This window comes from Micromonospora sp. WMMD714 (assembly GCF_029581315.1).
GTDB classification, from domain to species: Bacteria; Actinomycetota; Actinomycetes; order Mycobacteriales; family Micromonosporaceae; genus Micromonospora; species Micromonospora rifamycinica.
Window position 1 is genome coordinate 4713493 of record NZ_CP120744.1, and the last position, 26397, is coordinate 4739889.

General features: G+C 72.2%; 18 protein-coding genes. 16 read left to right on the forward strand and 2 right to left on the reverse strand.

Annotation, left to right across the window (positions count from 1 at the left end):
• The 9 genes from O7625_RS20065 to O7625_RS30295 all read left to right on the forward strand — a co-directional run bounded on the left by O7625_RS20065 (position 1) and on the right by O7625_RS30295 (position 11071).
• Positions 1 to 1548: a sugar ABC transporter ATP-binding protein gene (locus O7625_RS20065; RefSeq protein WP_067305756.1), complete on the forward strand. Its 1548-nt coding sequence runs from the start codon at positions 1 to 3 to the stop codon at positions 1546 to 1548.
• A complete protein-coding gene (locus O7625_RS20070) occupies positions 1545 to 2615 on the forward strand; it encodes an ABC transporter permease (protein ID WP_282340558.1) in 1071 nt (356 codons plus the stop codon). Before O7625_RS20065 ends, O7625_RS20070 begins: the two co-directional genes overlap by 4 nt.
• On the forward strand, positions 2612 to 3604 hold the full coding sequence (yjfF, locus tag O7625_RS20075) for a galactofuranose ABC transporter, permease protein YjfF (RefSeq protein ID WP_067305750.1): 993 nt from the start codon (positions 2612 to 2614) through the stop codon (positions 3602 to 3604). The genes O7625_RS20070 and yjfF overlap by 4 nt, the downstream gene beginning before the upstream one ends.
• Before the next feature lie 31 nt (positions 3605 to 3635).
• Complete coding sequence (gene araA, locus O7625_RS20080; protein WP_282340560.1) at positions 3636 to 5141, forward strand: L-arabinose isomerase; 1506 nt, start codon at positions 3636 to 3638, stop codon at positions 5139 to 5141.
• A gap of 6 nt (positions 5142 to 5147) precedes the next feature.
• A complete protein-coding gene (locus O7625_RS20085) occupies positions 5148 to 6170 on the forward strand; it encodes a LacI family DNA-binding transcriptional regulator (protein ID WP_067305744.1) in 1023 nt (340 codons plus the stop codon).
• Positions 6171 to 6491: 321 nt separating this feature from the next.
• Positions 6492 to 8771: an FAD-dependent monooxygenase gene (locus O7625_RS20090; RefSeq protein ID WP_282340563.1), complete on the forward strand. Its 2280-nt coding sequence runs from the start codon at positions 6492 to 6494 to the stop codon at positions 8769 to 8771.
• On the forward strand, positions 8768 to 9088 hold the full coding sequence (locus tag O7625_RS20095; RefSeq protein ID WP_282340564.1) for an antibiotic biosynthesis monooxygenase family protein: 321 nt from the start codon (positions 8768 to 8770) through the stop codon (positions 9086 to 9088). The genes O7625_RS20090 and O7625_RS20095 overlap by 4 nt, the downstream gene beginning before the upstream one ends.
• A complete protein-coding gene (locus O7625_RS20100; protein WP_282340566.1) occupies positions 9085 to 10374 on the forward strand; it encodes a cytochrome P450 in 1290 nt (429 codons plus the stop codon). Before O7625_RS20095 ends, O7625_RS20100 begins: the two co-directional genes overlap by 4 nt.
• Positions 10375 to 10390: 16 nt before the next feature.
• On the forward strand, positions 10391 to 11071 hold the full coding sequence (locus O7625_RS30295) for a TcmI family type II polyketide cyclase (RefSeq protein ID WP_348773959.1): 681 nt from the start codon (positions 10391 to 10393) through the stop codon (positions 11069 to 11071).
• 55 nt (positions 11072 to 11126) lie between these two features.
• Here the strand turns inward: O7625_RS30295 and O7625_RS20115 are convergent, their stop codons facing one another.
• Both O7625_RS20115 and O7625_RS20120 read right to left on the reverse strand, forming a co-directional pair.
• Positions 11127 to 13565, reverse strand: a complete 2439-nt coding sequence (locus tag O7625_RS20115) for a M14 family metallopeptidase (RefSeq protein ID WP_282340568.1) — start codon at positions 13563 to 13565, stop codon at positions 11127 to 11129.
• A gap of 381 nt (positions 13566 to 13946) precedes the next feature.
• On the reverse strand, positions 13947 to 15179 hold the full coding sequence (locus O7625_RS20120) for a PucR family transcriptional regulator (RefSeq protein WP_282340570.1): 1233 nt from the start codon (positions 15177 to 15179) through the stop codon (positions 13947 to 13949).
• Between the two features lie 222 nt (positions 15180 to 15401).
• Between O7625_RS20120 and O7625_RS20125 the strand changes: the two genes are divergently transcribed.
• The 7 genes from O7625_RS20125 to O7625_RS20155 all read left to right on the forward strand — a co-directional run bounded on the left by O7625_RS20125 (position 15402) and on the right by O7625_RS20155 (position 26381).
• A complete protein-coding gene (locus tag O7625_RS20125) occupies positions 15402 to 16376 on the forward strand; it encodes a dihydrodipicolinate synthase family protein (RefSeq protein ID WP_282340572.1) in 975 nt (324 codons plus the stop codon).
• A 139-nt stretch (positions 16377 to 16515) separates the two neighbouring features.
• Positions 16516 to 18519: a M6 family metalloprotease domain-containing protein gene (locus O7625_RS20130; protein WP_282340574.1), complete on the forward strand. Its 2004-nt coding sequence runs from the start codon at positions 16516 to 16518 to the stop codon at positions 18517 to 18519.
• Between the two features lie 76 nt (positions 18520 to 18595).
• Entirely contained in the window at positions 18596 to 19048 is a 453-nt protein-coding gene (locus O7625_RS20135) for a hypothetical protein (RefSeq protein ID WP_282340575.1), read from the forward strand.
• Positions 19045 to 19623, forward strand: coding sequence for a TlpA disulfide reductase family protein (locus O7625_RS20140; protein ID WP_282340577.1), 579 nt, complete (start codon positions 19045 to 19047; stop codon positions 19621 to 19623). Before O7625_RS20135 ends, O7625_RS20140 begins: the two co-directional genes overlap by 4 nt.
• 419 nt (positions 19624 to 20042) lie before the next feature.
• A complete protein-coding gene (locus O7625_RS20145; protein ID WP_282340579.1) occupies positions 20043 to 21155 on the forward strand; it encodes a sugar phosphate isomerase/epimerase in 1113 nt (370 codons plus the stop codon).
• A 479-nt stretch (positions 21156 to 21634) separates the two neighbouring features.
• Entirely contained in the window at positions 21635 to 24853 is a 3219-nt protein-coding gene (locus O7625_RS20150; protein WP_282340581.1) for a ThuA domain-containing protein, read from the forward strand.
• Positions 24854 to 25157: 304 nt separating this feature from the next.
• Positions 25158 to 26381 (forward strand): glycosyltransferase family 4 protein, encoded by a 1224-nt coding sequence (locus O7625_RS20155; RefSeq protein WP_282340583.1) that lies wholly within the window; start codon positions 25158 to 25160, stop codon positions 26379 to 26381.
• The last annotated feature ends 16 nt before the right edge of the window (positions 26382 to 26397 follow it).

Sequence of the window (26397 nt, forward strand, 5' to 3'; positions counted from 1 at the left end):
ATGTCGGATAGGCATCCGGTCCTGACGATGACCGCGATCAGCAAGATCTTCCCCGGGGTCCGTGCCCTCGACGGCGTCGACCTCCGGCTCTTCCCCGGTGAGGTGCACGCCCTGATGGGCGAGAACGGCGCCGGGAAGTCCACCCTCATCAAAGTGCTGACCGGCGTCTACGGCACCGATTCCGGCACCATCACCCTCGACGGCGACGAGGTGTCCTTCTCCGGCCCGATGCAGGCCACCGCCGCCGGGGTGAGCACCGTCTACCAGGAGGTCAACCTCCTGCCCAACCTGTCGGTGGCGGAGAACATCTACATCGGCCGGGAGCCGCGCCGGCTCGGCGCGGTCAACTGGCGCGAGATGCGTCGTCGGGCACAGGAGCTGCTGGCCCGCATCGACCTGCACATCGACGTCACCGAACTCCTCGGCAACTACTCGCTGGCCGTCCAGCAGATGGTGGCCATCGCCCGCGCGGTCGACATCCGCGCCCGGGTGCTGATCCTCGACGAGCCCACCTCCAGCCTGGACGCCGACGAGGTGGCCCAGCTGATGCGGATCATGCGGCAGCTGCGCGACGACGGCATCGCGATCATCTTCGTCACCCACTTCCTCGACCAGGTGTACGCGATCGCCGACCGGATCACCGTGCTGCGCAACGGCCGGCTCGTCGGCGAGTACCTGACCAGCGAGCTGCCGCAGATCGCGCTGGTGGAGAAGATGATCGGCAAGGAGCTGGACGCCCTGGAACGCCTCGACGAGGCCACCAGCGGCGACGACCGGGCGGCCATCGAGTCGGGCACTCCGCTGGTGGCGGCCGACGGCCTCGGCCGGTCCGGTTCCGTCGCGCCGTTCAGCCTCACCATCCACCAGGGCGAGGTGGTCGGCCTGGCCGGGCTGCTCGGCTCGGGGCGTACCGAGGTGGCCCGGTTGTTCTTCGGCGCGGACCGCGCCGACGCCGGCCGGCTCGCCGTCGACGGCAGCCCGGTGACGATCCGCAACCCGGTGGCCGCCATCGACCGGGACATCGCGTTCTGCTCCGAGAACCGCCGCACCGAGGGTCTGGTCGGCGAGCTGTCGGTGCGGGAGAACATCATCCTGGCCATGCAGGCGGCCCGGGGCTGGCTGCGGCCGGTGCCCCGCCGCCGGCAGGACGAACTGGTCCAGCACTGGATCAAGGCGTTGAGCATCCGGCCGGCCGATCCGGAGATGCCGGTGCGCAACCTGTCCGGCGGCAACCAGCAGAAGGTGCTGCTGGCCCGGTGGCTGATCACCGAACCGCGGCTGCTGATCCTCGACGAACCGACCCGGGGCATCGACATCGGTGCCAAGACCGAGATCCAGCGCCTGGTGGCGCAGCTCTCCGACGGCGGGATGGCGGTGCTGTTCATCTCCGCCGAGCTGGAGGAGGTGCTCCGGCTCAGCCACAAGGTCGCCGTGATGCGCGACCGGCAGCTGGTCACCGAACTCACCAACGACGACACCCTCGATGCCGCCCGCGTCATGCAGGTCATCGCCAGCGGCAGCTCCCAGGAAGGGTCGGTGCCGGCATGAGCACCGTACGTGCCCGCGTCGCGGGCGTCACCAGCCACCGGCTGTTCTGGCCGCTCGTGGTGCTGGTGCTGCTACTGGTGGCGAACGCCGTCTACCGGCCGAGCTTCCTGTCGATCGAGCTGAAGAACGGCCACCTCTACGGCAGCCTGGTCGACATCGTCCGGCTCAGCGCCCCGCTGATCCTGGTCGCCCTGGGGATGTCCCTGGTGATCGCCACCGGCGGCATCGACCTGTCGGTGGGCGCGGTGGCGGCGGTCGCCGGCGCGGTGGCCTGCCTCTACATCAGCAAGCAGCCCGACCAGAACAGCCTGGGCGTGGTGCTCACCGCGGTGGCGCTCGGCTTCGGGGTCGCCCTGGTGCTCGGCGCGTGGAACGGCATCCTCGTCGCCGGGATCGGCATCCAACCGATCATCGCCACGTTGATCCTGATGGTGGCGGGTCGCGGGCTGGCCCAGTTGATCGCCGAGGGGCAGATCATCACCATCAACAGCGGGCCGTACAAGGTGATCGGGGTGGGGCACCTGCTGACCCTGCCGTTCGCCATCGTCATCGCGCTCGCGGTGACCGTCCTGGTGGCGGTGCTGACCCGGCGTACCGCGCTCGGCATGATCATCGAGTCGGTCGGCGGGAACGCCGAGGCGAGCCGGCTGGCCGGCATCCGCTCCCGGCGGATCACCTTCCTGGTGTACGTGGTGAGCGCCGCCTGCGCGGCCATCGCCGGGTTCATGATGACGGCCAACGTCTCCAGCGCCGACGGCAACGCGGTCGGCCTCTGGGTCGAGCTGGACGCCATCCTGGCCGTGGTGATCGGCGGCACCGCGCTGGCCGGTGGCCGGTTCTACCTCGGCGGCACCGTGGTCGGCGCGCTGCTCATCCAGACCCTGACCACCTCGGTGTACGCCATGAACATCGACCCGCAGACCTCACTGCTGTTCAAGGCGGTCGTGGTGATCGTGGTCTGCCTCATCCAGGCCCCGGCCTTCCGGGCCCGGTTCCGCCGTCGGCGCAGCGCCCCGGTGACTCCTTTGGAGCCGGTCGGCACAGAGAAGGAGCAGGTTCCGGCATGACCACGACCCCGTTGGCCGCCCGTCCGGGCCGTGCCTGGTGGCGGGTGCCACCCCGGCACGTGCCGGTGCTCGCCACCGCGGCGCTGCTGCTGGTGATGTACGCCATCGGCGTCTCCCAGTACCGCGCGTTCTCCAACATCCAGGTCGTCTTCAACGTCTTCATCGACAACGGCTTCCTACTGGTCGTCGCGGTCGGGATGACCTTCGTGATCCTCACCGGCGGCATCGACCTGTCGGTCGGGTCGGTGGTGGCGATGACCGCTATGGTGTCCGCCTCGTTGCTGGGCGACGGCCTGCACCCCGCCCTGGTGCTGGTGATCGCGCTGCTGCTCGGCCCGGCCCTCGGGTTCGCGATGGGCTGCGTGATCCACTTCTTCGACATCCAACCCTTCATCGTCACGCTGGCCGGGATGTTCTTCGCCCGGGGCGTGTGCACCTGGATCAGCACCACCTCGATCCCGATCACCGACGGGTTCTGGACCAGCGCCGCCCAGCACCGCATCCACCTGGGCGAGAACTTCGTCTCGGTCGGCGCGTTGATCGCCGTCGCGGTGGTGGCCGTGGCGGCCGCCGTGCTGGCGTACACCCGGCTCGGCCGCAACGTGTACGCCATCGGCGGCAACCAGCAGTCCGCGCTGCTGATGGGCCTGCCGGTGGGGCGTACGAAGATCGCGGTCTACACCATCAGCGGGCTCTGCTCGGCGATCGGTGGGATCCTGCTCTCCTTCTACACCCTGTCCGGTGCCCCGCTGATCGCGGTGGGCATGGAGCTGGACGTGATCGCGGCGGTCGTCATCGGCGGCACCCTGCTCACCGGCGGGTCCGGTTACGTCTTCGGCACCCTGCTCGGGGTGCTGGTGCTCAGCATCATCCAGACGTTGATCACCTTCGACGGCACCCTCAACTCGTGGTGGACCAAGATCGTCATCGGTGGCCTGCTGTTCGTGTTCATCCTGCTCCAACGCCTCGTCGGCATCCGCACCAAGTGACCCTCGCCAGCCCCACCGGAAGGCAACGCCCATGACCAACCCATCACCGGTCGCCGAGGTCTGGTTCCTCACCGGCAGTCAGGGCCTGTACGGCCCGGAGACCCTGCGCCAGGTGGCCGAGCAGTCCCGGCGGATCGCCGAACGGCTCGACGCCGACCCGGCCGTCCCGGCCCGGGTGGTCTGGAAGCCGGTGCTCACCTCCAGCGCCGAGATCCTGGCCGTCTGCCGCGACGCCGCCGTACAGGGCGCGGTCGGGGTGATCGCCTGGATGCACACGTTCTCCCCGGCCAAGATGTGGATCTCCGGGCTGGACGCGCTGCGGACCCCGCTGCTGCACCTGCACACCCAGGCCAACGTGGAACTGCCCTGGTCCGAGATCGACATGGACTTCATGAACCTCAACCAGGCCGCCCACGGCGACCGGGAGTTCGGGTACGTCCAGACCCGGCTCGGTGTCGCCCGCAAGACCGTCGCCGGGCACGTCAGCGACCCCCGGGTCGCCGCCCGGATCGGCGCCTGGACCCGGGCCGCGATCGGGCACGCCGAGATGCGGTCGCTGCGACTGGCCCGGTTCGGCGACAACATGCGCGACGTCGCGGTGACCGAGGGGGACAAGGTCGAGGCCGAGCTGCGCTTCGGCGTCTCGGTCAACACCTACGGCGTCAACGACCTGGTCGACGCCGTCGACGCGGTCGCCGACGCCCGCATCGACGAGCTGGTCAAGGAGTACGACGACAGCTACCGGCTGGTCCCCGCGCTGCGCTCCGGCGGCGACCGGCACGAGTCGCTGCGCTACGCCGCCCGGATCGAGGCGGGTCTGCGGGACTTCCTCGAGGCCGGCGGGTTCCGTGCCTTCACCACCAACTTCGAGGACCTGGGCGGGCTGCGGCAGCTGCCCGGTCTCGCGGTGCAGCGGCTGATGGCCGACGGTTACGGCTTCGGCGGCGAGGGCGACTGGAAGACCTCGGTGCTGGTCCGCACGCTCAAGTCGATGTCCGTCGGCACCACCGGCGGCACCTCGTTCATGGAGGACTACACCTACGACCTCACCCCCGGCCGGGAACTGGTGCTCGGGGCGCACATGCTGGAGGTCTGCCCGACCATCGCGGCGGCCACCCCGAACGTCGAGATCCACCCGCTGGGCATCGGCGGGCGGGAGGACCCGGTCCGGATGGTCTTCGACGCCCAGCCCGGCCCGGCGGTGGTGCTCGGCCTGGCCGACATGGGGGAGCGGTTCCGGCTGGTCGCCAACGAGATCGACGTGGTGGCCCCGCCGTACCCGCTGCCGAAGCTGCCGGTGGCGCGGGCGGTGTGGCGGCCCCGGCCCGACCTCGCCGCCTCGGCGGAGGCCTGGCTCACCGCCGGTGCCCCGCACCACACGGTGCTGTCCCAGGCCGTCGGGGTCGAGGAGCTGCACGACCTCGCCGAGATGGTCAGCACCGAACTGGTCGTCATCGACGCCGACACGACCCCCCGGCGGCTGGCCGACGAACTCCGTTGGAACCAGGCCTACTACCGCCTGGCCCGGGGTTTCTGAGCCGCCATGGGCCAGCAGCGGCGCGACCGCGCCGCGGTGATGAGCGACGTCGCGCAACTCGCCGGGGTGTCGCACCAGACCGTGTCCCGGGTGCTCAACAACCATCCGAGCGTCCGGCCGGAGACCCGGGAGCGGGTGCTGCGTGCCGTGCACCAGCTCAACTACCGGCCCAACGCCCTGGCCCGGGGGTTGGCCGGTCGGCGCTCCCGGGTCATCGGTGTGGTCAGCTTCGACACCATTCTGTTCGGTCCGGCGGCCACCCTGCTGGGCATCGAACGGGCCGCCCGCGCCGCCGGGTACGGCATCAGCATCGTCACCCTGGAACAGCTGGACCGCAGCGGGATGCGGTCCGCCATCGACGCGTTGACCGAGCAGTCGGTGGCCGGCGTCGTCGCCATCACCCCGATGATGACGGCGTCGGTCGCCGTGCACGGCCTGCCCACCGGCGTACCGGCGGTGGTGGTGGAGGCCAGCGGGGAGCGCGGTGAACTGCCCAGCATCTCCGTCGACCAGGTGGCCGGCGCCCGGCTGGCGGTCCGGCACCTGCTCGACCTCGGGCACGAGACGGTGTGGCACATCGCCGGCCCCCGGGACTGGCTGGAGGCCCGGGACCGGGTCGACGGGTGGCGGCAGACCCTGGAGCAGGCGGGCCGCCGGGTTCCGCCGGTCATCGTGGGCGACTGGAGCCCCCGGGCCGGTTACGAGCTGGGCCAGGCGCTCGCCGCCCGCCCGGACGTGACCGCGGTGTTCTGCGCCAACGACCACCAGGCGCTCGGCCTGCTGCGCGCCCTGCACCAGCGGGGCGCCCGGATCCCCGAGGACGTCAGCGTGGTCGGTTTCGACGACATCCCCGAGGCCGAGTACCTCTCCCCGCCGCTGACCACCGTGCGGCAGGACTTCGACGAGGTCGGCCGCCGGTGCGTGGCCGCGCTGCTGGAACTCCTCGACGGCACCGGCGCGAGCACGCCCCGGCCCCAGGTCGAGCCGGTCCTCGTCGTCCGCGCGAGCAGCGGCAACCGCCGCCGCTGAGTCGTCCGGGCGGCGCCGTCCGCCGCCGCTGAGTCGTCCGGGCAGCGCCGTCCGCCGCCGCTGAGCCGCGCGTCCAGCGCCGTCCGCCGTGGTTGAGCCGCGCATCCGGCGGCGTCCGCCGTGGCTGAGCCGTGTGCGTGTCGTGCCGGGGCCGGGCGGCCGGGGACGGGTGGGTCGTCGCGGCGGCGTCAACGCGGGGTGGCCGGGGAGAGCCCGGTGGTGACGGCGCGGTGACGCGCACTGCGACAGGGTCGAACGACGACGCGCCGGGTGCCGGTGGTCGCGGACCCCCGTCACGGGCAGGCCGTCAAGGGAGACCCCATGATCAGGACGATGCTCCGGATCCGCGCGCGTCCCGGCGCCGAACAGGAGATCCGGGCGGCCTGGCGGACGGCCGCGGGACAGATCGGCGCGCTCCCCGGCAACCTGCGGCGGGAGCTGTTCCTGGACGCGAACGACCCGCGCACCTTCGTGGTCGCCACCGAATGGGCCGACGACGCCGCCCTGCTCGGCTACGAGAACGGCCCGGTGGCGGCCCGCCTCGCCGACGCCCTGCGCGACCGGTGCCTGCCGGGCACCGCCGACGACCAGCGGGTGATGCGCGACGAGCCGGGCGGGCACCCGACGATCCTGGTGGACGTGGAGGTCACCGTGCCGGCCACCCGGCTCGCCGAGTTCCGGCGGGGCCACGCCGAGGTGACCGCCCGGATGGCCGGCGTTCCCGGCTACCTGCGCGAGGAACTGCTCCGCGAGCCCGGCACCGACGTCCACCACATCTTCGCCGAGTGGCGGACCGCGGCGGAGTTCCACCGCTGGGTCGCCAACCCGGCCCACGCGCGGGAGGAGGCCGGGCCGATCGCGCCGTTCCTGCTCGACTTCCGCCGCCGACTGTTCCACCTCGCGGCTCATCCCGGCGCCGACCGGGCAGCCAGTACCGGTAGGGAGACCGACGTGCACACGACAACGGACGTACTCATCGTCGGGGCGGGGCCGACCGGGCTGACCGCCGCCGTCGAGCTGGCCCGGCGCGGCATCGACTGCCGGCTGGTCGAGAAGCTGGCCGTGCCGCCCGCCCAGGCGGACAAGGCGATCGGGGTGCACTGCCGCACCATGGAGATCTGGGCGGAGCAGGGCATCGCCCGGGAGGCGATGGACGCCGGGATCTGGCTCACCGGCAACGTGGTGTTCGTCAACGGCACGCAGACCCACCGGATGAGCTGGGAGCTGCCGGGACTGCCGTACGCGCACCTCGGCCTGCCCCAGTACGAGACCGAGCGCCTGCTCACCGAACGGCTGGCCACCCTCGGCGTCCGGCCGCAGCGCGGTGCGGAGCTGACCGGCTTCACCCAGGGCGTGGACGGCGTGCTGGCCACCCTCACCGGCGCGGACGGCAGCACGCAGACGATTCGGGCGAAGTACCTGATCGGCGCGGACGGGGCGCACAGCCGGGTCCGGGAGCTGCTCGGGTTGACGTTCTCGGGTGGGCTGGGCCGTTTCCCGCAGCTGTTCATGCTCGCCGACGTCGACGTGAACTGGGACATGCCCGACGGGCATCTGCTGCGCTTCCTGCACGAGACCGACGGCCGGATGGACGGCATGCTGGTCTGCGTACCCCTGCGGGGGGAGGGCCGGTACCGGATCGCGACCCTCGCCCCGCCCCGGTTCTTCGCCCAGACCGGCGGCCGGGACGCCCCGCCCGGGTTCAGCGAGGAGTTGGCCGAACCTACCCTCGACGACGTGCAGGCGGCCCTGGACCGGCTCGCCCCACCGGGCACCCGGGCGGCGAACCTGCGCTGGTCGTCGGTGTTCCGGATCAGCCACGGCATCGTCGACCGGTACGGCCACGGCCGGGTCTTCGTGGCCGGTGACGCCGCGCACCTGCACCCGCCGGCCGGGGGGCAGGGGATGAACACCGGCATCCAGGACGCCTGGAACCTGGCCTGGAAGGTGGCGCTGGCGGTGCGCGGGCTCGCCGCCCCCGGGCTGCTGGACAGCTACGAGGCCGAACGCCGCCCGGAGGGGGAGGAGATCGTCGGCCGGGCGGTACGGCTGGCGTTCACCGACGAGTTGGACCGCGCCGACCTGGAACGGCAGTTCCTCCAGGAGATGTCCCTGCTGCTCAGCTACGCCGACAGCCCGCTGGTCGGCGAGTGCGTGACCGATCCCGACGCGTTGCGTGACGGCCCCCGCCCCGGTGACCGCGCCCCCGACCTGGGCGGCCTGACCCGGCGGGGGGTCGGGCATCCGCTGCGGCTGCGCGACCTGACCGGGGGCACCCGGCACACCCTGCTGGTCTACGCGGACGCCTCCGCCGAGCCGGCGGCGGTGGCCGCCGTACCGGGGCTCTGCGCCGACGTCCGCGCCGCGACCCGGGGCGAGGTCGACGTCTACCTGCTGCTCAGTCCGGACGCCGGGGAACCGGGGCTGCCCGCGCCACCGGTGGTACGCGACGCCGGGGGTGAGTTCCGCGCCCGGTACGGGGTGGCCGGCACCGCGCTGTACCTGATCCGCCCGGACGGGCACGTCGGCTTCCGCAGCCAGCCGGTCGACGCCGACGCGCTGCGCAAGAACCTGCACCTGGTGTTCGGCGGTGCGCGATGACGGCGGTGCGTACGGTGCTCGCGATGCGTACCCGGGAGGGCTGCGCGGAGCGGTTCGAGGCGGAGTGGCTCTCGGCGGCGGAGCAGATCCGGCGGCTCGACGGGTGCCTGCGGCAGGATCTGGTCCGCGACGCCGACGACCCGCGCAGCTATCTGATCATCAGTGACTGGGCGGACCGGGAACGGTTGGACGCCTTCGGGCGCAGCGAACACCGCGACCGGCTGCTGCGGGTGGTACGTGAGCTGCGGGAATCCGCCGAACGGCACACCTACCAGGTGCTGCACAGCATGCCCCGGGTGCCCGGGGAGGCGCGATGACCGAGCCGCTGCCCGCGTCGCAGCTCTACACCGACCAGTTCGCCGCCGACCCCTACCCCGCTCTCGCCCGGCTCCGCGCGGACGCGCCGGTCTGCCCGGTCAGCTCGCCCCGGTTCGACTCGTACCTGCTCACCCGGTTCGACGACGCGCGGGCGGCGCTGACCGACCCGCGACTGTCCAAGGACCTCTACGGCCCCGGCCAGCACTACCTGCAGATCTTCGGCCCGAACTCGGAGGCGTTGAACCGGAACATGCTCAACGCCGACCCGCCGGAGCACACCCGGCTGCGCCGGTTGGTGTCGCAGGCGTTCGCGCCGCGCCGGATCGAGGCGCTGCGGCCCCGGGTGCGGCAGATCGTCGACGACCTGATCGACGGCTTCGTCGCCCAGGGGCGGGCCGAGCTGATGCACGACTTCGCGATCCCGCTGCCGATGGTGGTGATCTGCGAGCTGCTCGGGGTGCCCCGGGCCGACCAGGGTCAGGTCCTCGACTGGACCCAGGTGATCCGGACCTCCGGGTCGTCACGGCGGCCCCCGGCGCAGGAGCGGGCGGCCGTGGGCGAGGCGCAGGTACGGCTGCACCACTACCTGGCAGGGCTGGTGGCAGCCAAGCGTGCCGAGCCGGCCGACGACCTGGTCAGCGCGCTGATCGACGCCTGTGACCAGGACGGCAGCCTGTCCGAGGCGGAGCTGGTCACCACCACGTTCCTGCTGCTGTTCGCCGGGCACCAGACCACCGCCGACTTCCTGGGCAACGCGACGGTGGCCCTGCTGACCCATCCCGACCAGCTCGACCTGCTGCGGGACACCCCCGAGCTGCTGCCCTCGGCGATCGAGGAGCTGCTGCGCTTCGACGGCCCGCTGCCGGTGGCCAGCCCCCGGGTCGCCACCGAGGACGTCGAGTACCGGGGGGTGCACATCCCGGCCGGGTCGATCGTCGGGGTGGCGCTCAACGCGGCCAACCACGACCCGGCGCACTTCGTCGACCCGGACCGGCTGGACCTGCGGCGGGTCCGGGGGCCGCACCTGGGCTTCGGCCACGGCGTGCACTACTGCCTCGGGGTCTCGCTGGCCCGGATGGAGGCCCAGATCGCGCTGGCGGTGCTGCTGCGCCGGCTCCCCGGGCTGCGCCTCGCGGTGCCGGTCGACGAGCTGCGCCGGTTGCCGGCGGCGTCACCGTTCCGGGGCCTGCTGGAGCTGCCGGTCCGGTTCGTCGCCTCGGCCCCGCCGGTGCCGGCCCCGCCGGCCCGTCGCCCCCGCCCCACCGAGCCGACCCCTACCGCCTGATCTCCGAGGAGCTTCGATGACCTTCCGCAACGTGATCGTCTGTCGCATGGTGCCGGGCAGTGAGCAGACCGTCGCCGACGTGTTCGGGTACTACGACCGGACCACCCGGCCGCAGGACCTGGGCGTGGTCGGGCGGACCCTGCTGTCCTTCCACGGCCTCTACATCCACCTGATCGAACGGAACGCCGACCCGAAGGTGACCGGGCAGACCCGGGGCCTGCCCGCCTTCCAGCAGATCGCCGAGAAGATCGGCCCGTACGTGACGCCCTACCCGAGGGACTGGCAGAACCCGTCGGACTCGGTGGCGAAGGAGTTCTACTCCTGGACGCCGGCCAGGGCGGTCGAGCCGCCGGCCGGTGCGGCCGAGCCGAGCCGGACGGTCATCGTCGCCCGGATCAAACCCGGCGCGGAACCCACCGTGGCGCAGATCTTCGCCGAGTCCGACGCCGGCCCGCTGCCCACCCTGATGGGGGTCACCGGGCGGTGGCTCTACTCGATCGACGACGTCTATCTGCACGTGCTGGAGCGCGTCGGCGAGGAGTTCGACGGCGCTGTCGAGGAACAGCACGACCAGCCGGCCTTCAGCAAGATCATGGACGATCTCAGCCCGTACATCAGCCCGTTCGACCCGGACACCTGGGGCAGCCCGGTGGACGCGGTGGCCACCGAGTTCTACCGGTGGCGGGCCGAGGACTGAACCGGGCGGCCAGCGGGGGTCCGGCGGCGCGGACCCCCGCTGGCGTACCCGGACCTCAGCCGGTGGGCGGCGTCGCCCAGCCCCGGTTGAACGTCTTGCTCTCGTCGTCGTCCGGCCGGTAGTTACGTTCGATGTTGCCGGCGGCGTCCACCGAGAACCAGTGGACCCTGGTGCCGACCGGGACGGTCAGCGTCTCGGCCCCCTCCCGGATGCCCGCCGAGGCGTACAGGGTGGACCCGAAGGTGGGCCGGGAGCCGTCGAGGGTGTAGAACACCGCGGCCGGCTCGCTGACGTCGAACCGGACGCTGACCGTGCCCTCGGTCGGGCTCGGCGTGACCGCCAGGGTGCTGGTCGGCCGCTTCTTGTCCTTGTCGTAGTCCCGGGCCACCCGGAGCAGCTCGACCAGGCCGTTGCTGAACTCCATGGTCTCCTGGTGCGCCTCGTCCCAGGTGGGTTGGAAGCTGGTGCCGACCTCGAAGTTCCACGCGTAGATGCTGTACCTGTACCAGAGCATGTCCCCGGAGTTGCCGGCCGCCGAGTACAGCACGTCGGAGATCGGGCCGGTCCGGGCCGGGGTGACCGCCATGTTGCGGTGCCGCTTGATCGCGGTGAGGATCCGCGACGACGCGCCCCAGAAGAACGACTCCTCGGCCAGCGTCGGCCGGGGCGCGGAGATCCGGCCCGGGGTGGCGTACGCGCCCGGCGACCACATGAAGTAGTTGCCGGAGGAGTGCAGGTTCATCGAGAACTTCATGTTCGGCCGCTGGGCCAGCCAGTCGACGTTGCGGTTCTCCGGCTCGGACAGCTCGCTCGGCCCGGCGTAGGTGTCGCCGGTGCAGCTCGCCGACGCCCCCGAGTAGCCGTCGAAGAGGCTGTACTCGGTGTAGTTGCGGTTGTTGTCCACCCCCCACGAGTTACGGGCCAGCGCGTCGGTCGCGCCACCCGGGGCACAGTGGTTGGTCATGTTGCGCCGCTGCGAGGCGTAGTCGTAGAACGAGTAGTGCCCGCCGTCCGGGTTGATCGACGGGACGATCCAGATGTCCAGGGTGCGCAGCAGCTGCTTGGTGTTCTCGTCGGTGGCGTGGTTGCGCAGCAGCCGCTCGGCGGTCTCGATGGTCACCAGCGGCGGTACCCACTCCCGGGCGTGTTCCTGGGCGTAGGCCAGCACCCCGGTACGGGAGCCGTCGCGGTACTTGCCGATCCGGATGGCGTACACCGGGTGCGGGTCGCGGGAGACCCCGGCCGGGGCCTTCAGGTTGTCCGACAGCGGCGTCGGCGCGACCGGCGCGACCACGCCGGCACCGGCGTCACCCCGATAGGTGTACGCGGTGACCAGCGCCCCCGCCTCGGCGGTCAGCGCCGCGGCGACCTGGGCCGCGGTGCTGGTCACCGTGCCGGCGGCGTCGGTGGCCAGGCTGACCCGGATGGCCTTGCCGGTCACCGTGACCGCGAGCGGCCGGTCGGCCGCGCCCGGGTCGACCAGCTCGACGGTGACGTCGTTGCCGCCCTCGTGTCCCCAGGCGAGCGAGTCCACCGCGACCCGGGTGGCGGCGGTCCCGCCGAGCACCACCTGCGCCTTACGCCGGTACCCGTTGGTCTGGTACGGCAGCTTCACCACCTCGGCGAGCTGCGGGTACGCGTCGGCCAGCCGCTTGATCCGGTCGTACAGCTCGGTCGGGGTGAGGTAGCTGGTGACGAAGTCCTTCTGGTAGCCCGGCCCCTCCGGGCTGTCGGCCGGGATGGGCAGCCACTCCTTCACCTCGGCGACCGCCACGTCTCCGGTGGGGCTGGTGATCTGGATGCGCTGCGGCCGGGCGGTGACGGCGGCGGCGCCCCGGTGGTAGAGGTAGACCCCGGCGTCGACGAACCGGCTGATGCTCTGGGTGCCGCCGGAGCCGATCTCGGTGCCGGGGCCGCTGTCCCGGGCCACGGTCAGCGTGCTGGTGGAGGTCTGCCCCTGGGCCCACTTGGCCTCGACCGAGAGCACCTGGTTGGTGCCGGAGGTGTAGTAGTCGGCCCGGATGATCTTCACGTCGGAGGCGGCGGCGCTGCGTTCCAGGGTCGCCGTGTACGCCCGGTTCTCGGCCCGGTGGGCGGCGATCGTCGCGTCCCGCTCGCTGATCCGCTGCGCGGAGTCGGCCGCGTCGTGCAGCACCGCGCCGACCCGGTAGCCCATCCGCTTCAGCGCGGCGACCTCGGTCGGGGTGACCACGGCGTGCACCACGATGCCCGCCCCGGTGGGCGTGACGTGGTGGTCGAGGTCGACCCCGGTGGCGACCAGCGCGTCGAGCTGGGCGGTGCCGTCGACCGTCACCTCCACCACGTCGGCCTGCTCGTCGGCGGAGCGTTCGAGCACGACCGGGGCGTCGGCCTCCCGGTCGGGCGGGGCGGCGGTGCCGGCGGTCGCCGGGCCGGCGAGCAGCAGCATCGCCACACCGGCAGCCGTCGCGGCGGGTAACCGCCGCCACCGGCGGGGGAGCGCGGAACGGGACATCTCGGGCCACCTTTCCTGGGGTGCGAGACGGACCGACGGCGCGCGCCAGCGCCCGCCGTCGGGCGGGGTGCGAAACGGGAGGGTCGGTCGTCGACAGTCGGGCGACGGTGGACGGCCGGTCACGACGGCTGCCTGCCGCCGGACGGAGACCCGGGGGGTCTCGGCGTTCGCGCGGAGGCTGCCGACCGGCGCCGATCCGGTCTGCGTGACGGGGCGGGGGCGTACCTGGTTACGGTCGGTCGTGGGGGCATTGCCGATCGGTGCGCCCATCCTGGCCGTACCCGCTCGGATCTGTCAATGATCTGTCCGGCCGGACACGGGCTGTCACAGCTCGGCAGCGCGGGTGTCCTCTTCCGACGGTCGGCGGAACCGCTTGCGCGGTCAGGACGGGGTGCGGTAGTGGCCGGTGAGCCGGCCCAGCTTCATCGCCAGGTGCAGGCACAACCGCTCGTTGCCGTCCTTGAGGTCGGTGTCGGCGAGCTGCTCGACCCGTTGCAACCGGTAGTAGAGCGTGGTCCGGTGCAGCCGCAGCTTCTCGGCGGTGGCGTGGGCGTTGCCGGCCAGGTCGAGGTAGGCCTCCAGGGTCTCCAACAGCACCTGGTGGGCGTCGTCGCGCAGCAGCCGTTCCAACCCGGGGTGCACCCCGGCGACGTCGAGGTGCCGGGCGTCCAGTTGGGACAGCACCCGGTAGATGCCGAGGCCGGCCCAGGACACCACCCGGCCGAGCGCCGGCAGCTGGACACCGACCCGGGCCGCCTGCGCCGCCTCCCGGTACGACTGCACCGCGTCGACCAGCCCCGGGCGGGACTGACCGATGCCGGTCACCGTCCGCTCCACCGAGGGCAGGCCCCGGGTCGCGTTGTGCAGCGCCTCGTCCAGGTGGTCGGCCGCGCTCTGCGGGGTGGGGCGGCCCGCGATCCGGCCGCCGCAGATCAGCAGCACCCCGTGGTCGGGCCAGACCATGTGCAGCGACTCCCGGACGCCGAGCCACCGGCGGGTGGCCACCAGCGCCTGCTCCAGGGCGATCCTGGCCACCTCGTCGGGGTGCTGCCCGGCGGCCGGGGCGAGCTGCGCCACCACGGCGGTGGTGGTGCCGTCACCGGCCACGGTGCCCTCCTCCAGCAGCGCCCGGACGGCGTGCGCGCGGGCCTGCGGGCTCTCCACCAGCAGGGTCCGGGTGGCCTCCGCCTCCCGCTGGGAGGCCAGCTCACCGAGCAGGTTCTCCCGGTAGAGCGCCAACGACAGGTCGGTGAAGGCGCCCGTCGCGGTGGCGATGTCGGCGTCGGTCATCGACCCGTCGTCGTCGATGAACCAGACGAAGCCGAGCAGCAGGTCGTCGTGCCAGATCGGCACGCAGACCCGGGGGAGCAGGTCGAGGTCGACGTCGGCCGGGGTCCGCACCGGCTCGCGTGCGGTGAGCACGCCCATCCGGCGGAACCAGGCGATCACCTCCGGGGTGGTCTGTCGGCGCAGGATCGACATCCGGCGCACCTCGTCCATCGGACCGTCGTGCTCGCTGTAGACGACGACCCGCTGCCGCCGGTCCTCGATGAGCGCGGGACGCCCCACCCGGGCGGCGACGGCGTCGACGATGCGCTGAAGCTCACCATGCATGGATCTCCCCTGGCTGGCTGCGCGATCGGGGTGCCCGGCAGCCAGTGCCTACCCTGGGTGGCCGGTGGGCCTGTGCGCAAGGTCCACCGGAGATCTACCGACAAAAGGACGGCCCCGGTGGCGACTGTTCCGGCAATTGTCCGAAGAGCCGCGGTGATCGACGATCGTAAGGTTCCGGTGCGGTGGGCAGCGGGCCGCCGGCGCGCAGGAGGGAAGGCCCGAGTGACAGCTGGTAGGCCCTGGCGGGGGGTGCTGGTCGCCATCCCCACCCCGTTCCGTGACGATCTCGGCGTCGACTTCGACCGGCTCCAGGAACACGTGCGCTGGCTGGCCGAGGCGGGTTGCCACGGCGTGGCCCCGTGCGCCTCGGTGGGGGAGTACCGGGCGCTGTCCGACGACGAGCGGGCCGACGTGGTACGGGCGACGGTGCAGGCCGCGCCGCCGGGCTGCGCGGTGCTGCCCGGGGTCGGCGGCTACGGTAGCCGGCAGTCCCGCCGCTGGGTGGAGCAGGCCGCCGCCGCCGGTGCCGGCGCGGTGCTCGCCCCGCCCCCCGACGGCTATCCGGCCGGCGACGCCGAGGTGGTCGCCCACTACCGGGAGGTGACCGCCGTCGGCCTGCCCGTGGTCGCCCACAACGATCCGCACGACACCCGGGTGGACCTGACCCCGGAGCTGCTCGCCCGGGTCGCCGAGACCGACGGGATCGTCGCGGTCGAGGAGTTCTCCGGCGACGTCCGGCGGCTGCACCGGATCCGGGACCTCTGCCCGCACCTCGACGTGCTCGCCGGGGCGGACGACGTGCTGCTCGAACTGGTGCTCTGCGGTGCCCGGGGCTGGGTCGCCGGCCTGTCCAACGCGCTGCCCCGCCAGGCGCTGCGGCTCTACGACCTCTGCGTCGCCGGTGACCTGGGCCGGGCGCTGCCGCTCTACGCCGAGCTGCACCCGGCCTTCGGCTGGGACTCCCGGCCGGAGTCCGTGCAGGCCATCAAGCTGGCGATGGAGTGCGCCGGGCGGTTCGGTGGCCGGTGCCGTCCGCCGCGCGGGCCGCTGGCCGGACCGGCCGCCGCCCGGCTGCGCCGGGACCTGGGCCGGGCGTTGGCGGCCACCGTCGACCCGGTGCCGGTCCTTCAGGTGTCGGAAGCCGCCGGTCCACCTGCCGACATCTGCACGGTGACCGGCCCCGGCCCGTCCTCCTAGATTCGCTGCGCGGCCCGGTGACGGGTGTCTCGGCAGCCACCCCTCGGGACACCACCGGACACCGGACGCCGCGTCCCTCCCGACGAGAGGCGAACCTGTGCACCGTGCTACCCCCCAACGACCCCGACTGAGGCGTTCCGTGCTGGCCGCTGTCCTGGCCGGCACGCTCGTGGTGACCGGCGCGGCGCAGGCCGCCGCGGCCCCGGCCAACCCGGCCGGCGGCACCGCGCCGTTCCAGGTCCTCGACCCGCAGGCCTGGCAGAACCCGGACACCATGACCTGGGACGACTACCAGGCGGTGCCGGGCCGGAACTGGGCCGACCCGAGCGTGCGGGGCGCGATCCGCAACTTCAAGATCGCCCTGGTCGCGCTCGACTATCCGGACCAGACGTTCGCGGTGTCCCAGCGGGCCCGCTCGACGGTCTTCGGCAACCCCCAGTCGGTCGCGGCCAACATCCCCCGCGCCGACGTGCCGAAGTTCTACCAGGACTTCCTCAACACCCCGAACACCCTGAACAAGGGGCACACCCTGCACGAGTACTGGATGCAGGACTCCAACGGGCGGTACGGCGTGGACCTGGCCGGGTTCGGGCCGTACCAGATGCCGGCGAAGTCGTACCAGTACGGGCTGGACAACAGCTTCAACCCCGGGGCCTGCCCGAGCGGGGACACCTGCAACAAGAACATCCGCACCGACGGCCTGGGGGCCTGGCGGGCGGCGGTCGGTGACGAGGTCGCCAACCAGTACGAGCTGGTCTTCATCCTCAGCGCCGGGCAGGACGAGTCGTCCACCTGGCAGGAGTTCGGGCAGATGATCTTCCAGAACAAGGAGGACGTGCCGGACTCCTGGGGGCCGCCGGACCCCAACCTGCCGAACTGGGCCAAGACCCGCTACGTGGAGTGGACCTCGTGGAAGGCGGCGGCGACGCTGTGGCCCAACGCCGGCTCCGGCTCGTCCACCCAGGGGGAGAGCTCCGGCATGGGGGTGTACGCCCACGAGCTGACCCACCTGCTCGGCATCGGCGACAACTACAACAACCCGTACGGCGAGCCGTTACGCCGGGCGTACACCGGCATCTGGAGCATGATGTCGCGCGGGTCGTTCAACGGCCCCGGTGGACCGCACACCCGCTGGCAGATCCCGCCGACCAACGGCGGTTCGATGGGCTCGCTGCACACCGTGCGGGACAAGCTCAAGATCGGTCTGCTCGGCGAGGAGCACGTGCTGCGGCTGTCCCGGGAGGCGCTGGCGTCGTCCGGCCTGGTCGTCGCCGAGGTGACCGCCCGCGCGGTCGACGCCGGCCCGAAGGGGCTGACCGGCGTGAACATCGCCCTGAACAAGGACCTCTCGCCGGCCTGCACGGTCGCCACGAATCCCCTGTGCGACGGCGGCGGCTTCAACAACTACACCGTCGAGGTCGTCGACCGGATGGGGGCCGACTCGTTCACCCCGGACCGGGGGGTGCTGCTGAGCAAGACCAAGAACGCCGACAGCGCGCCGTTCCAGTGGGTGGTGGACGCCAACCCGCAGGACATCGACATGATCGACTTCTACCGGCCGGACGGTACCCCGCAGAAGATCACCATGGGTGACTACCGGCAGCTCTCCGACGCGCTGTTCCACGCCGGGGCGGACACCGGCAGCCAGTACGAGTACGTCGACCAGGCCAACCGGCTGCACTTCTACGTCATCGACCTCAAGCGGGACGCGGCCGGCTCGCTGTCGTACACGGTGGCGGTGCGGTCGCTGGACGGCACCGGGGGGCCGAGCAGCCACGGCGTGAGCCTGGGCAAGGGCGAGGTGACCAGCACCGGCAAGCCGACGAACCGGGGCGTGACCTGCTCGTTCGAGCTGACCAACAGCGGCACGTACTCGGCCGGCGGGCAGCAGCACCCGGAGAACGTCGCCGGTTACCTCAAGTCGGACGTCTACCGCCTCTCGGCGGAGGTGGCCGGCCGGGGCTGGCGGACCTGGGTGCCCAACCCGCTCGCCACCGCGCAGTTCGGCAAGTCGACCACCGTCCGGGTGTCGGTGGGCGCCACCGCCACCGCCGCGGACACCGGTTTCGTCAAGCTCACCGCGACGTCGGAGAGCGACCCGTCGAAGACGGTGACCAAGCAGTGCCGGGTGGAGAAGTCCTGACCGGCATCGATCATCGCGTCGGGTCCGGGGCGGCAGCCGTCGCCCCGGACCCGACGTGCGGGTGGGAGGAGACGAGGTGCGGTTGTCCACGAGCGCCCGGCGCGGCGTCGGCGCGCTGCTGACCCTGCTGCTGGCCGGGGCGGGCGGATGCGGTGGCAGCGCCGACGAGGCGGAGGCGGTCACCCCGACCACCGTCCGGGTCCTGGTCCGTGACATCAACATCCGGGCCGAGGGTGTGGACTGCGCCGGCACCGGGCCGTACCAGTACTTCCACCACCGGGCGGCGTTCCGGCTGCTCGACCCGGACGGCGCGGCCCTGGTGACCGGAACGCTGCCGGCGGGCACGGCGGTGGCCGCCTTCGCCGAGGACCTGGCGGTCGAGCGGGTGCCGACCTACTGTGCGTTCGCGGTGCCGGTGCGGGTGCCGCAGCGGACCGGGTACCGGCTGGAGGTCGCCGGCCGGGCACCGCTCGACCTGACCCCGGACAGCAGCGAGGGGCCGGCGCTGGTGGCGGTGGTGCCGGCATGAGGCGGCTGCTCGCGCTGCTGCTGGCGGTGCTGGTGCTGGCCGGCTGCACCGCCGGGCCGGCCGCGGAACCCGGGCCGGCGCTGGCCGGGGGCGCCGCGGCGTTGCCCGGTCCGGTCCCGGCGGACCTGGCGCTGCGCCCGACGCCCGGCACCGCGCCGGCCGCCCCGGCGTTCACCGGCGCGCTCACCGACGGCACCCCGCTGACCGCGGCCCGGCTCTGGGCGGACCGGCCGGTGGTGTTCACCTTCTTCAGCTCCTGGTGCACCACCTGCGCGCAACGGCAGGACGCGCTGAGCGACCTGGCCCGCCGCTACCGGGACCGGGTGGTCTTCGTCGGGGTGGCCGGGGCCGACCAGGCCGACGAGTTGCAGGACTACCTGCGGACGCACCGGGTGGAGTATCCCGTGGTGGTGGACGGGGAGCAGACCGTCTGGCGGTCGTACGCGGTGCGGGAACCACCGGCCGTCGTGCTGGTCGCCAAGGGCGGGGCGCTGCTGCGGGGCTGGCCGGGGGGCCTCGACGCCGCCGCCCTCGACCAGCGGCTCGGGGAGCTGGTGGTGGCCGCCTCCGGCTAGCCGACCGGTCCGGTGCCGGGCGGATCCGGCGACGCGTCGGGCGTGGTGTCGATTCGATGACGGGTCGACACCGCGCCCCGCGTCGTGTCCGGCTGCCCACGCCCCGGTGTCGTTCGGTATTCGTGCTGGTGGGGGCCGGTGGATCCACGGGGGAGCCGGATGCGGTCGGTTGTCCCGGCCGGGGCTCCGACCATCGGGAACTTTTGTTCGCACGAACAAAAGTTTCTCCGTTCGAGGTCTATCTTTAGCCGTCAGCCACCGTTAGTGTCCGGTTCACGGACGTAACACGGTTGACACACCCCCTTGATTGACCAGTCATCCACCGGGCCACGCGTATTCGGCGGCGCAGGTCCTCCGACCCTCCCAGCAGGACTCGCAGTCCCCGCGGCCCCAGGGCCGCCCTCGAAAGGTGGAACATCGTGAACGAGGAACAGCGCCGCATGGCCGCCGACCCCCAGTACCGCGCCCAGGTCACCCGTCGCCGGCTGCTGGCCGCGTCGGCGGGTGCCGCCGCCGTGCTCGGCGCGGCCGGACTGCCGGTGCTCCAGACCAAGGGGCCGGCCCGCGCCGACGGCAAGTGGCGGGTCGACCCGCTCATCCCGACGCAGAACCGGGGCATCATCCTCTACAGCGTCCGGGACCGGATCTCCGCCGCGCCGGACGACAGCGGCGTGCCCTACGGCTTCGAGCGGGTGCTCGCCAGCCTGGCGGAGATGGGCTACAAGGAGATCGAGTTCGCCGGCTACAACCAGCACACCTCGATCCTCGGCCGGCAGATCACCCCGACCGAGATCCGCAAGATCCTGGACGACAACGGCCTGGTCGCCAACGGCACCCACACGTCGATCAACGCGGCGACCTTCCAGCAGCAGCTCGACATCGCCGAGGAACTCGGCATGAAGAACATCGGCACCGGCAGCGACCCGACCAACAGCGCCTACCAGGCCGACTGGGACGCCGCCGCCGACCTGTGGAACGAGCTGGGCCGGCAGGCCAAGGAGCGCAAGATGCGCCTTTACACCCACAACCACGACGTGGCCTACTCGTTCCTGCTCGACAGTGGCCCGTTGGACGCCAACGGCAAGCCGACCCGCTCGTCCGGCGTCCGCCGGCTGGAGTACTTCTTCGCCAAGACCGACCCGAAGTACGTCTACTTCGAGTGCGACATCTACTGGGCGTACGTGGCCCGGCACAAGCACCGCACGTACACCAACTCGGCCGGCCAGCAGAAGACCTCGCTGTTCGACCCGATCCTCAACGTGGCCCGGCGCACCAAGCGGTTCCCGCTGTTCCACGCCAAGGACGGCAACCGCAACACCGCGCTGCCCAACGGCTACGAGATGATCCCGCTGGGTGAGGGCGACATCAACTTCCAGCAGTTCTTCCAGACCATCGGCGAGAGCGACTTCCACCACGCCAACTGGGAGATGGACACCGCCCCCGGCGGCACCGCCAACCCCGCCCAGTCGCTGGACTTCGCCCGGCTCAGCTACGCCAACATGGCCGACCTGACCATCTACCAGAACGACTGACCGCTCCGCCGGCCGGACCACGGCCGCAGCTGGGCGCCGACGGCGGTCCGCACCACCGCCGACGGCATCCGGGTGGCGGTCGCGTCAGCTGACGCGACCGCCACCATTCCCCCCGACCGGCCCGGTCCCGCCCCGGCAGACCCGGACCCGACCGGTCGCCCCGCCCCGGCGGGAGCTGTCCGCTCCCGCCCCGGCCGCGCCGGAACCGACCGGCCACGCCGGCCCCGGGCGAGCCACCCCCGCCACACCGCACCACCTCTTCCGACCCGTACCCCGGGCCGCGTCGTCGCGCGCCCGCAGCACGGGCCGCACGGCCCCACGGCCGTACGGCAGCTCCCCGGTCGGCGAACCGCACCGGGGGCGGGACGGCGTCGTCCCGCCCCCTACCGGAGAGCGACGCGCAGCACCCGCACCACCCCGGGCGGCCCCGGCACCCGCCCGGCGTAGCCAGCACATCGTCCCCCCACCGGAGGAACCAGATGGCAAGATCGGTACACCGATGGCTCGCCGCGATCGCAGGGGTCGGGATCGTCATCCCGCTCGCCGCGACCGCCCCGGCGTTGGCCCAGCCGGCCCAGGACCAGACCAGCGTCCTGGTGTTCACCAAGACCGCCGGTGAGCGGCACGCCTCGATCGACAAGGGCGTCAACGCGATCCGCACCCTGGGTAAGGGCAACGGCTTCACCGTCGACGTCACCCAGAACTCCACCGCCTTCTCCGACCAGAACCTGGCCAGCTACGGCGCGGTCGTCTTCCTCAACACCACCGGCGACGTGCTCGACAGTGGCCAGGAGGCGGCGTTCGAGCGGTACATCCGCAACGGCGGCGGCTACCTCGGCGTGCACGCCGCGGTCGAGGCCGAGCCGTCGTGGACCTTCTACCGTGACATCGTCGGCACCACGGCGGCGGGTACGGCGTCGAGCGGCGCGGCGAGCATCGACGTGGCCGACCGGGCACACCCGGCGAGCAAGCCGCTGGCCCGGCAGTTCAACCTGAACGACCAGTGGTACAACTTCACCACCAACGTCCGCGGCACCGCGCACGTGCTGGCCACGGTGGACGAGAAGTCCTTCACCGGCGGCACCATGGGCTACGACCACCCGATCTCCTGGTGCAAGGACTTCCAGGGCGGCCGGTCGTTCTACACCGGACTCGGCGACTCCGCCGACACGTACGCCAACGGCACCTTCCGCAAGCACCTGCTCGGCGCTATCCAGTGGTCGGCCGGCCTGGTGCAGGGCGACTGCGGGGCTACGGTCAAGGCCAACTACGAGAAGGTCATCCTCAACGACGAGCCGGGCGAGCCGATGACCCTGTCGGTGCTGCCCGACGGCCGGGTGCTGCACAACACCCGGGCCGGGGAGATCCGCCTCTACGACCCGAAGACCGGCGCCAGCCCGGTCATCACCACCATCCCGGTGTACCAGCACGACGAGGACGGCCTCCAGTCGGTCACCGTCGGCCCGGACTTCGCCACCGACAAGTGGGTGTACGTCTACTACGCCCCGAAGCTCGACACCCCGATCACCGACGCGCCGGTGACCAGCACCGACCCGAGCGCGTGGGACGCCTACAAGGGGCACAACCAGCTCTCCCGGTTCAAGTGGGTCGAGGAGCCGACGCCGCACCTGGACCTGGCCAGCGAGCAGAAGATCATGAAGGTCGACACCGACCGGGGTGTCTGCTGCCACGTCGCCGGTGAGATCAAGTTCGACGGCAAGGGGCTGCTCTACCTGGTCACCGGCGACGACACCAACGCCGGTGGCTCGGACGGCTTCACCCCGATCAACGAGTCGCCGACCCAGGGGCCGGGCTACGACGCCCAGCGTTCCGCCGGCAACACCAACGACCTGCGGGGCAAGGTGCTGCGGATCAAGGTGAAGGCCGACGGGTCGTACAGCGTCCCGGCCGGCAACCTCTTCCCCGAGGCCGAGGACCGGGACGACAAGACCCGCCCGGAGATCTTCCTGATGGGTCTGCGTAACCCGTTCCGGTTCGACGTGGACTCCCGGGGCTTCGTCTACATCGGCGACTACTCGCCGGACTCGCAGGTGCCGAACGCGGCCCGCGGGCCGGAGGGCACCGGTCGGTGGATCGCCGCCAACAAGGCCGGCAACTACGGCTGGCCGTACTGCTACTCGCCGACCCTGCCGTACATCGACTACGACTTCGTGACCAAGCAGTCGAAGGGGGCGTTCAACTGCGCCGCGCCGGTGAACGACTCGCCGCGCAACACCGGCCGTCGGGTCCTCCCGCCGGTGCAGGACCCGCAGCTCAACTACACCTTCCGGGCGACCACCACCTGCGCCGAGGCGTACCTGAGCACCCCGCCCGGGACCTGTGAGTTCCAGTGGCCGGTGCTCGGCACCGGTGGCGTCGGCCCGATGGGCGGCCCGGTCTACAAGTACGACGCCGCGCTGGACTCGGACACCAAGTTCCCGGAGTACTACCACGACGCGGTGGTCTTCGGGGAGTTCACCCGGGACAAGATCTACATGATGCGGACCAACGGCAGCGGCAAGCTGGTCGGGGTCGAGCAGTTCCTGCCGGGCTTCGTCTTCGACAACCCGATGGACATGGAGTTCGGCCCGGACGGCAACCTCTACCTGCTGGAGTACGGCGACGGCTTCTTCCGGGCCAACCCGGACGCCGCGCTGTCGGTGATCCGGTACGCCAAGGGCACCCGGGCGCCGGTGGCGGAGCTGAAGGCCAGCCCCACCTCCGGCCAGGCGCCGCTGACCGTGCAGTTCTCCGCCGAGGGCTCCTACGACGCGGACCCGGGTGAGACCATCACCTACGCCTGGGACTTCGACGGCAACGGCAGCACCGACTCGACCCAGCGGGACGCGTCGCACACCTACACCACCAACGGGGTCTTCACCGCCAAGCTGACGGTCACCGACACCAGCGGCAAGACGGCGGTGCTCACCCGCGAGATCACCGTGGGCAACACCGCGCCCACCGTGAAGGTCACCTCGCCGCTGTCGGGCACCTTCTTCAACTGGGGTGACACCGTGCCGTGGACGGTCACCGTGACCGACCCCGAGGACGGCCCGATCGACTGCAGCCGGGTCACGGTCTCCTTCGTGCTGGGCCACGACACCCACGGCCACGGCATGAGCGACGCCAACGGCTGCTCCGGCTCGTTCGAGACCCCGGCCGACGGCGCCGACCACGCCGGTGGCTACCTGTACGGCGCGATCAGCGCCACCTACACCGACAAGGGCGCCAACGGCCAGCCGGCGCTGTCCTCGCTCGACCAGATCGTCCTGCAGACCTTCCGGCAGCAGGCCGAGTTCGCCCAGGTCCAGCAGGGTGTCACCCTGGCCAACACCACCGACGCCGGGGGCGGCCAGCACGTGGCCGGCATCGACAGCGGTGACCACATCGCGCTCGACCCGATCAACCTGGGTGGGATCGACAAGATCACCTTCCGGTACGCGGGTGGCTCCACGGCCACCACCGGAACCCCGCGCGGCATCGTCGAGCTGCGGCTCGACTCGCCGACCGGCGAGCTGGTGACCAGCGCGACGCTCAACGCGACCGCCGGCACCAGCGCCTGGGCCAGCCAGACCTTCCCGGTCAGCCAGGCCGCCGGCACGCACGCGCTGTACCTGGTCTTCAAGCCCGTCACCGGCGGGCCGACGACCGGTCTGTTCAACCTCAACTGGGTGGAGTTCGGCGGCCCGACCTCCTGACGTCACCCTGCGGTCGCCGGGAGGACGGAGACTCCGTCCTCCCGGCGTCGTTCCGGCACCGGCCGACCACCGGCGGTCGGCCGGTCGCCACCGTCGGTGTCCGGCCAGGCCGGACACCGACGCCGGCCGGTCAGGTCTGACTGACCGGCCAGTGGCCGGTCAGTCGTCGATGATCTAGCGTCCCGTGCGCCGGGGGCTGCACCACCGCCCCGGTGGGTAGCGAAAACGAGGGGGGACAGTGCCGTTCCGTGACGATGCCGCCGACCGGGGAGAGCAACTCCGCCCGGACCGCTCGGGGCCGACCGTGACCTGTCCACCCGGGTGGCGTCCGCTGCGGGTGGCGATGATCGGCCAGAAGGGCGTGCCGGCCACCTACGGGGGGATCGAGCGGCACGTGGAGGAGATGGCCAGCCGACTGGCCGGGCTGGGCCACGAGGTCACCGTCTACTGCCGGGACAGCTACGGCGCGGTGGAGGCCCAGCAGCACCGGGGCATCCGGTTGCGGCGGGCCCGCACCGTGCCCAGCAAGCACCTCGACGCCATCGTGCACTCGGCCACCTCCACCGTGGCGGCGCTGACCGAGCGCCCCGACATCGTGCACTACCACGGGCTCGGCCCGGTGCTGACCGCGCCGCTGGCCCGCTACGCCTCCCGGGCCCGGGTGGTGCTCACCGTGCACGGGCTGGACAACCAGCGCGACAAGTGGGGCCGGGCGGCGCGGGCCGTGCTCGGCACCGCGTACCGGCTCAGCGGTCACCTGCCGGACGCCCGGGTGACCGTGTCGCAGGGCCTGGCGGCGCACTACACCAGCCGGTTCGGCCGCCCGGCCCGCTACATCCCCAACGGGGTGGCCACCCCCACCCACCGGCCGCCCCGGGAACTGTCCCGGTTCGGCCTGCACCCCGGGGGATACCTGCTGCTGGTCGGCCGGCTGGTCCCGGAGAAGGCCGCCGACCTGCTCGTCCGGGCGTTCCGCCGGCTGCCGACCGACCTGCGGCTGGCCATCGTCGGCGGCTCCGCCTTCACCGACGGGTACGTCGCCCGGCTCCGCGAGGCCGCCGGCGACGACCCGCGCATCGTGTTCACCGACTTCGTCTACGGCGACCTGCTGGCCGAGCTGTACTCGCACGCGGCGGCCTTCGTGCAGCCGTCCCGGCTGGAAGGGCTGCCGCTGACCCTGCTGGAGGCCGCCTCGTACGGCCTGCCGGTGGTCGCCAGCGACATCGAACCGCACCGGGAGGTGCTGGACCACGACGGCCCGGGACAGCGGCTGTTCCGCGACGGCGACGTTGACGACCTGCTCCGGGCGTTGACCACGGTGACCGCCGACGTGCCGGCCGAGCGGGCCGGGGCCGCGCTGCTGCGCGACCGGGTGCTCGCCGACTACAGCTGGGACGCGGCCGCCCGCGAGCTGGAGCGACTCTACTTCTCGCTGGCCCTGCGTGTGCCCCGCCCGGTTCGGGACGTAAAGTCGCCCACGGTCGGCGTAACGGCCCATGCCCCGGCCCGGCGGCGACCGTTAGATTAGGCCGTTCTCCCGGCCG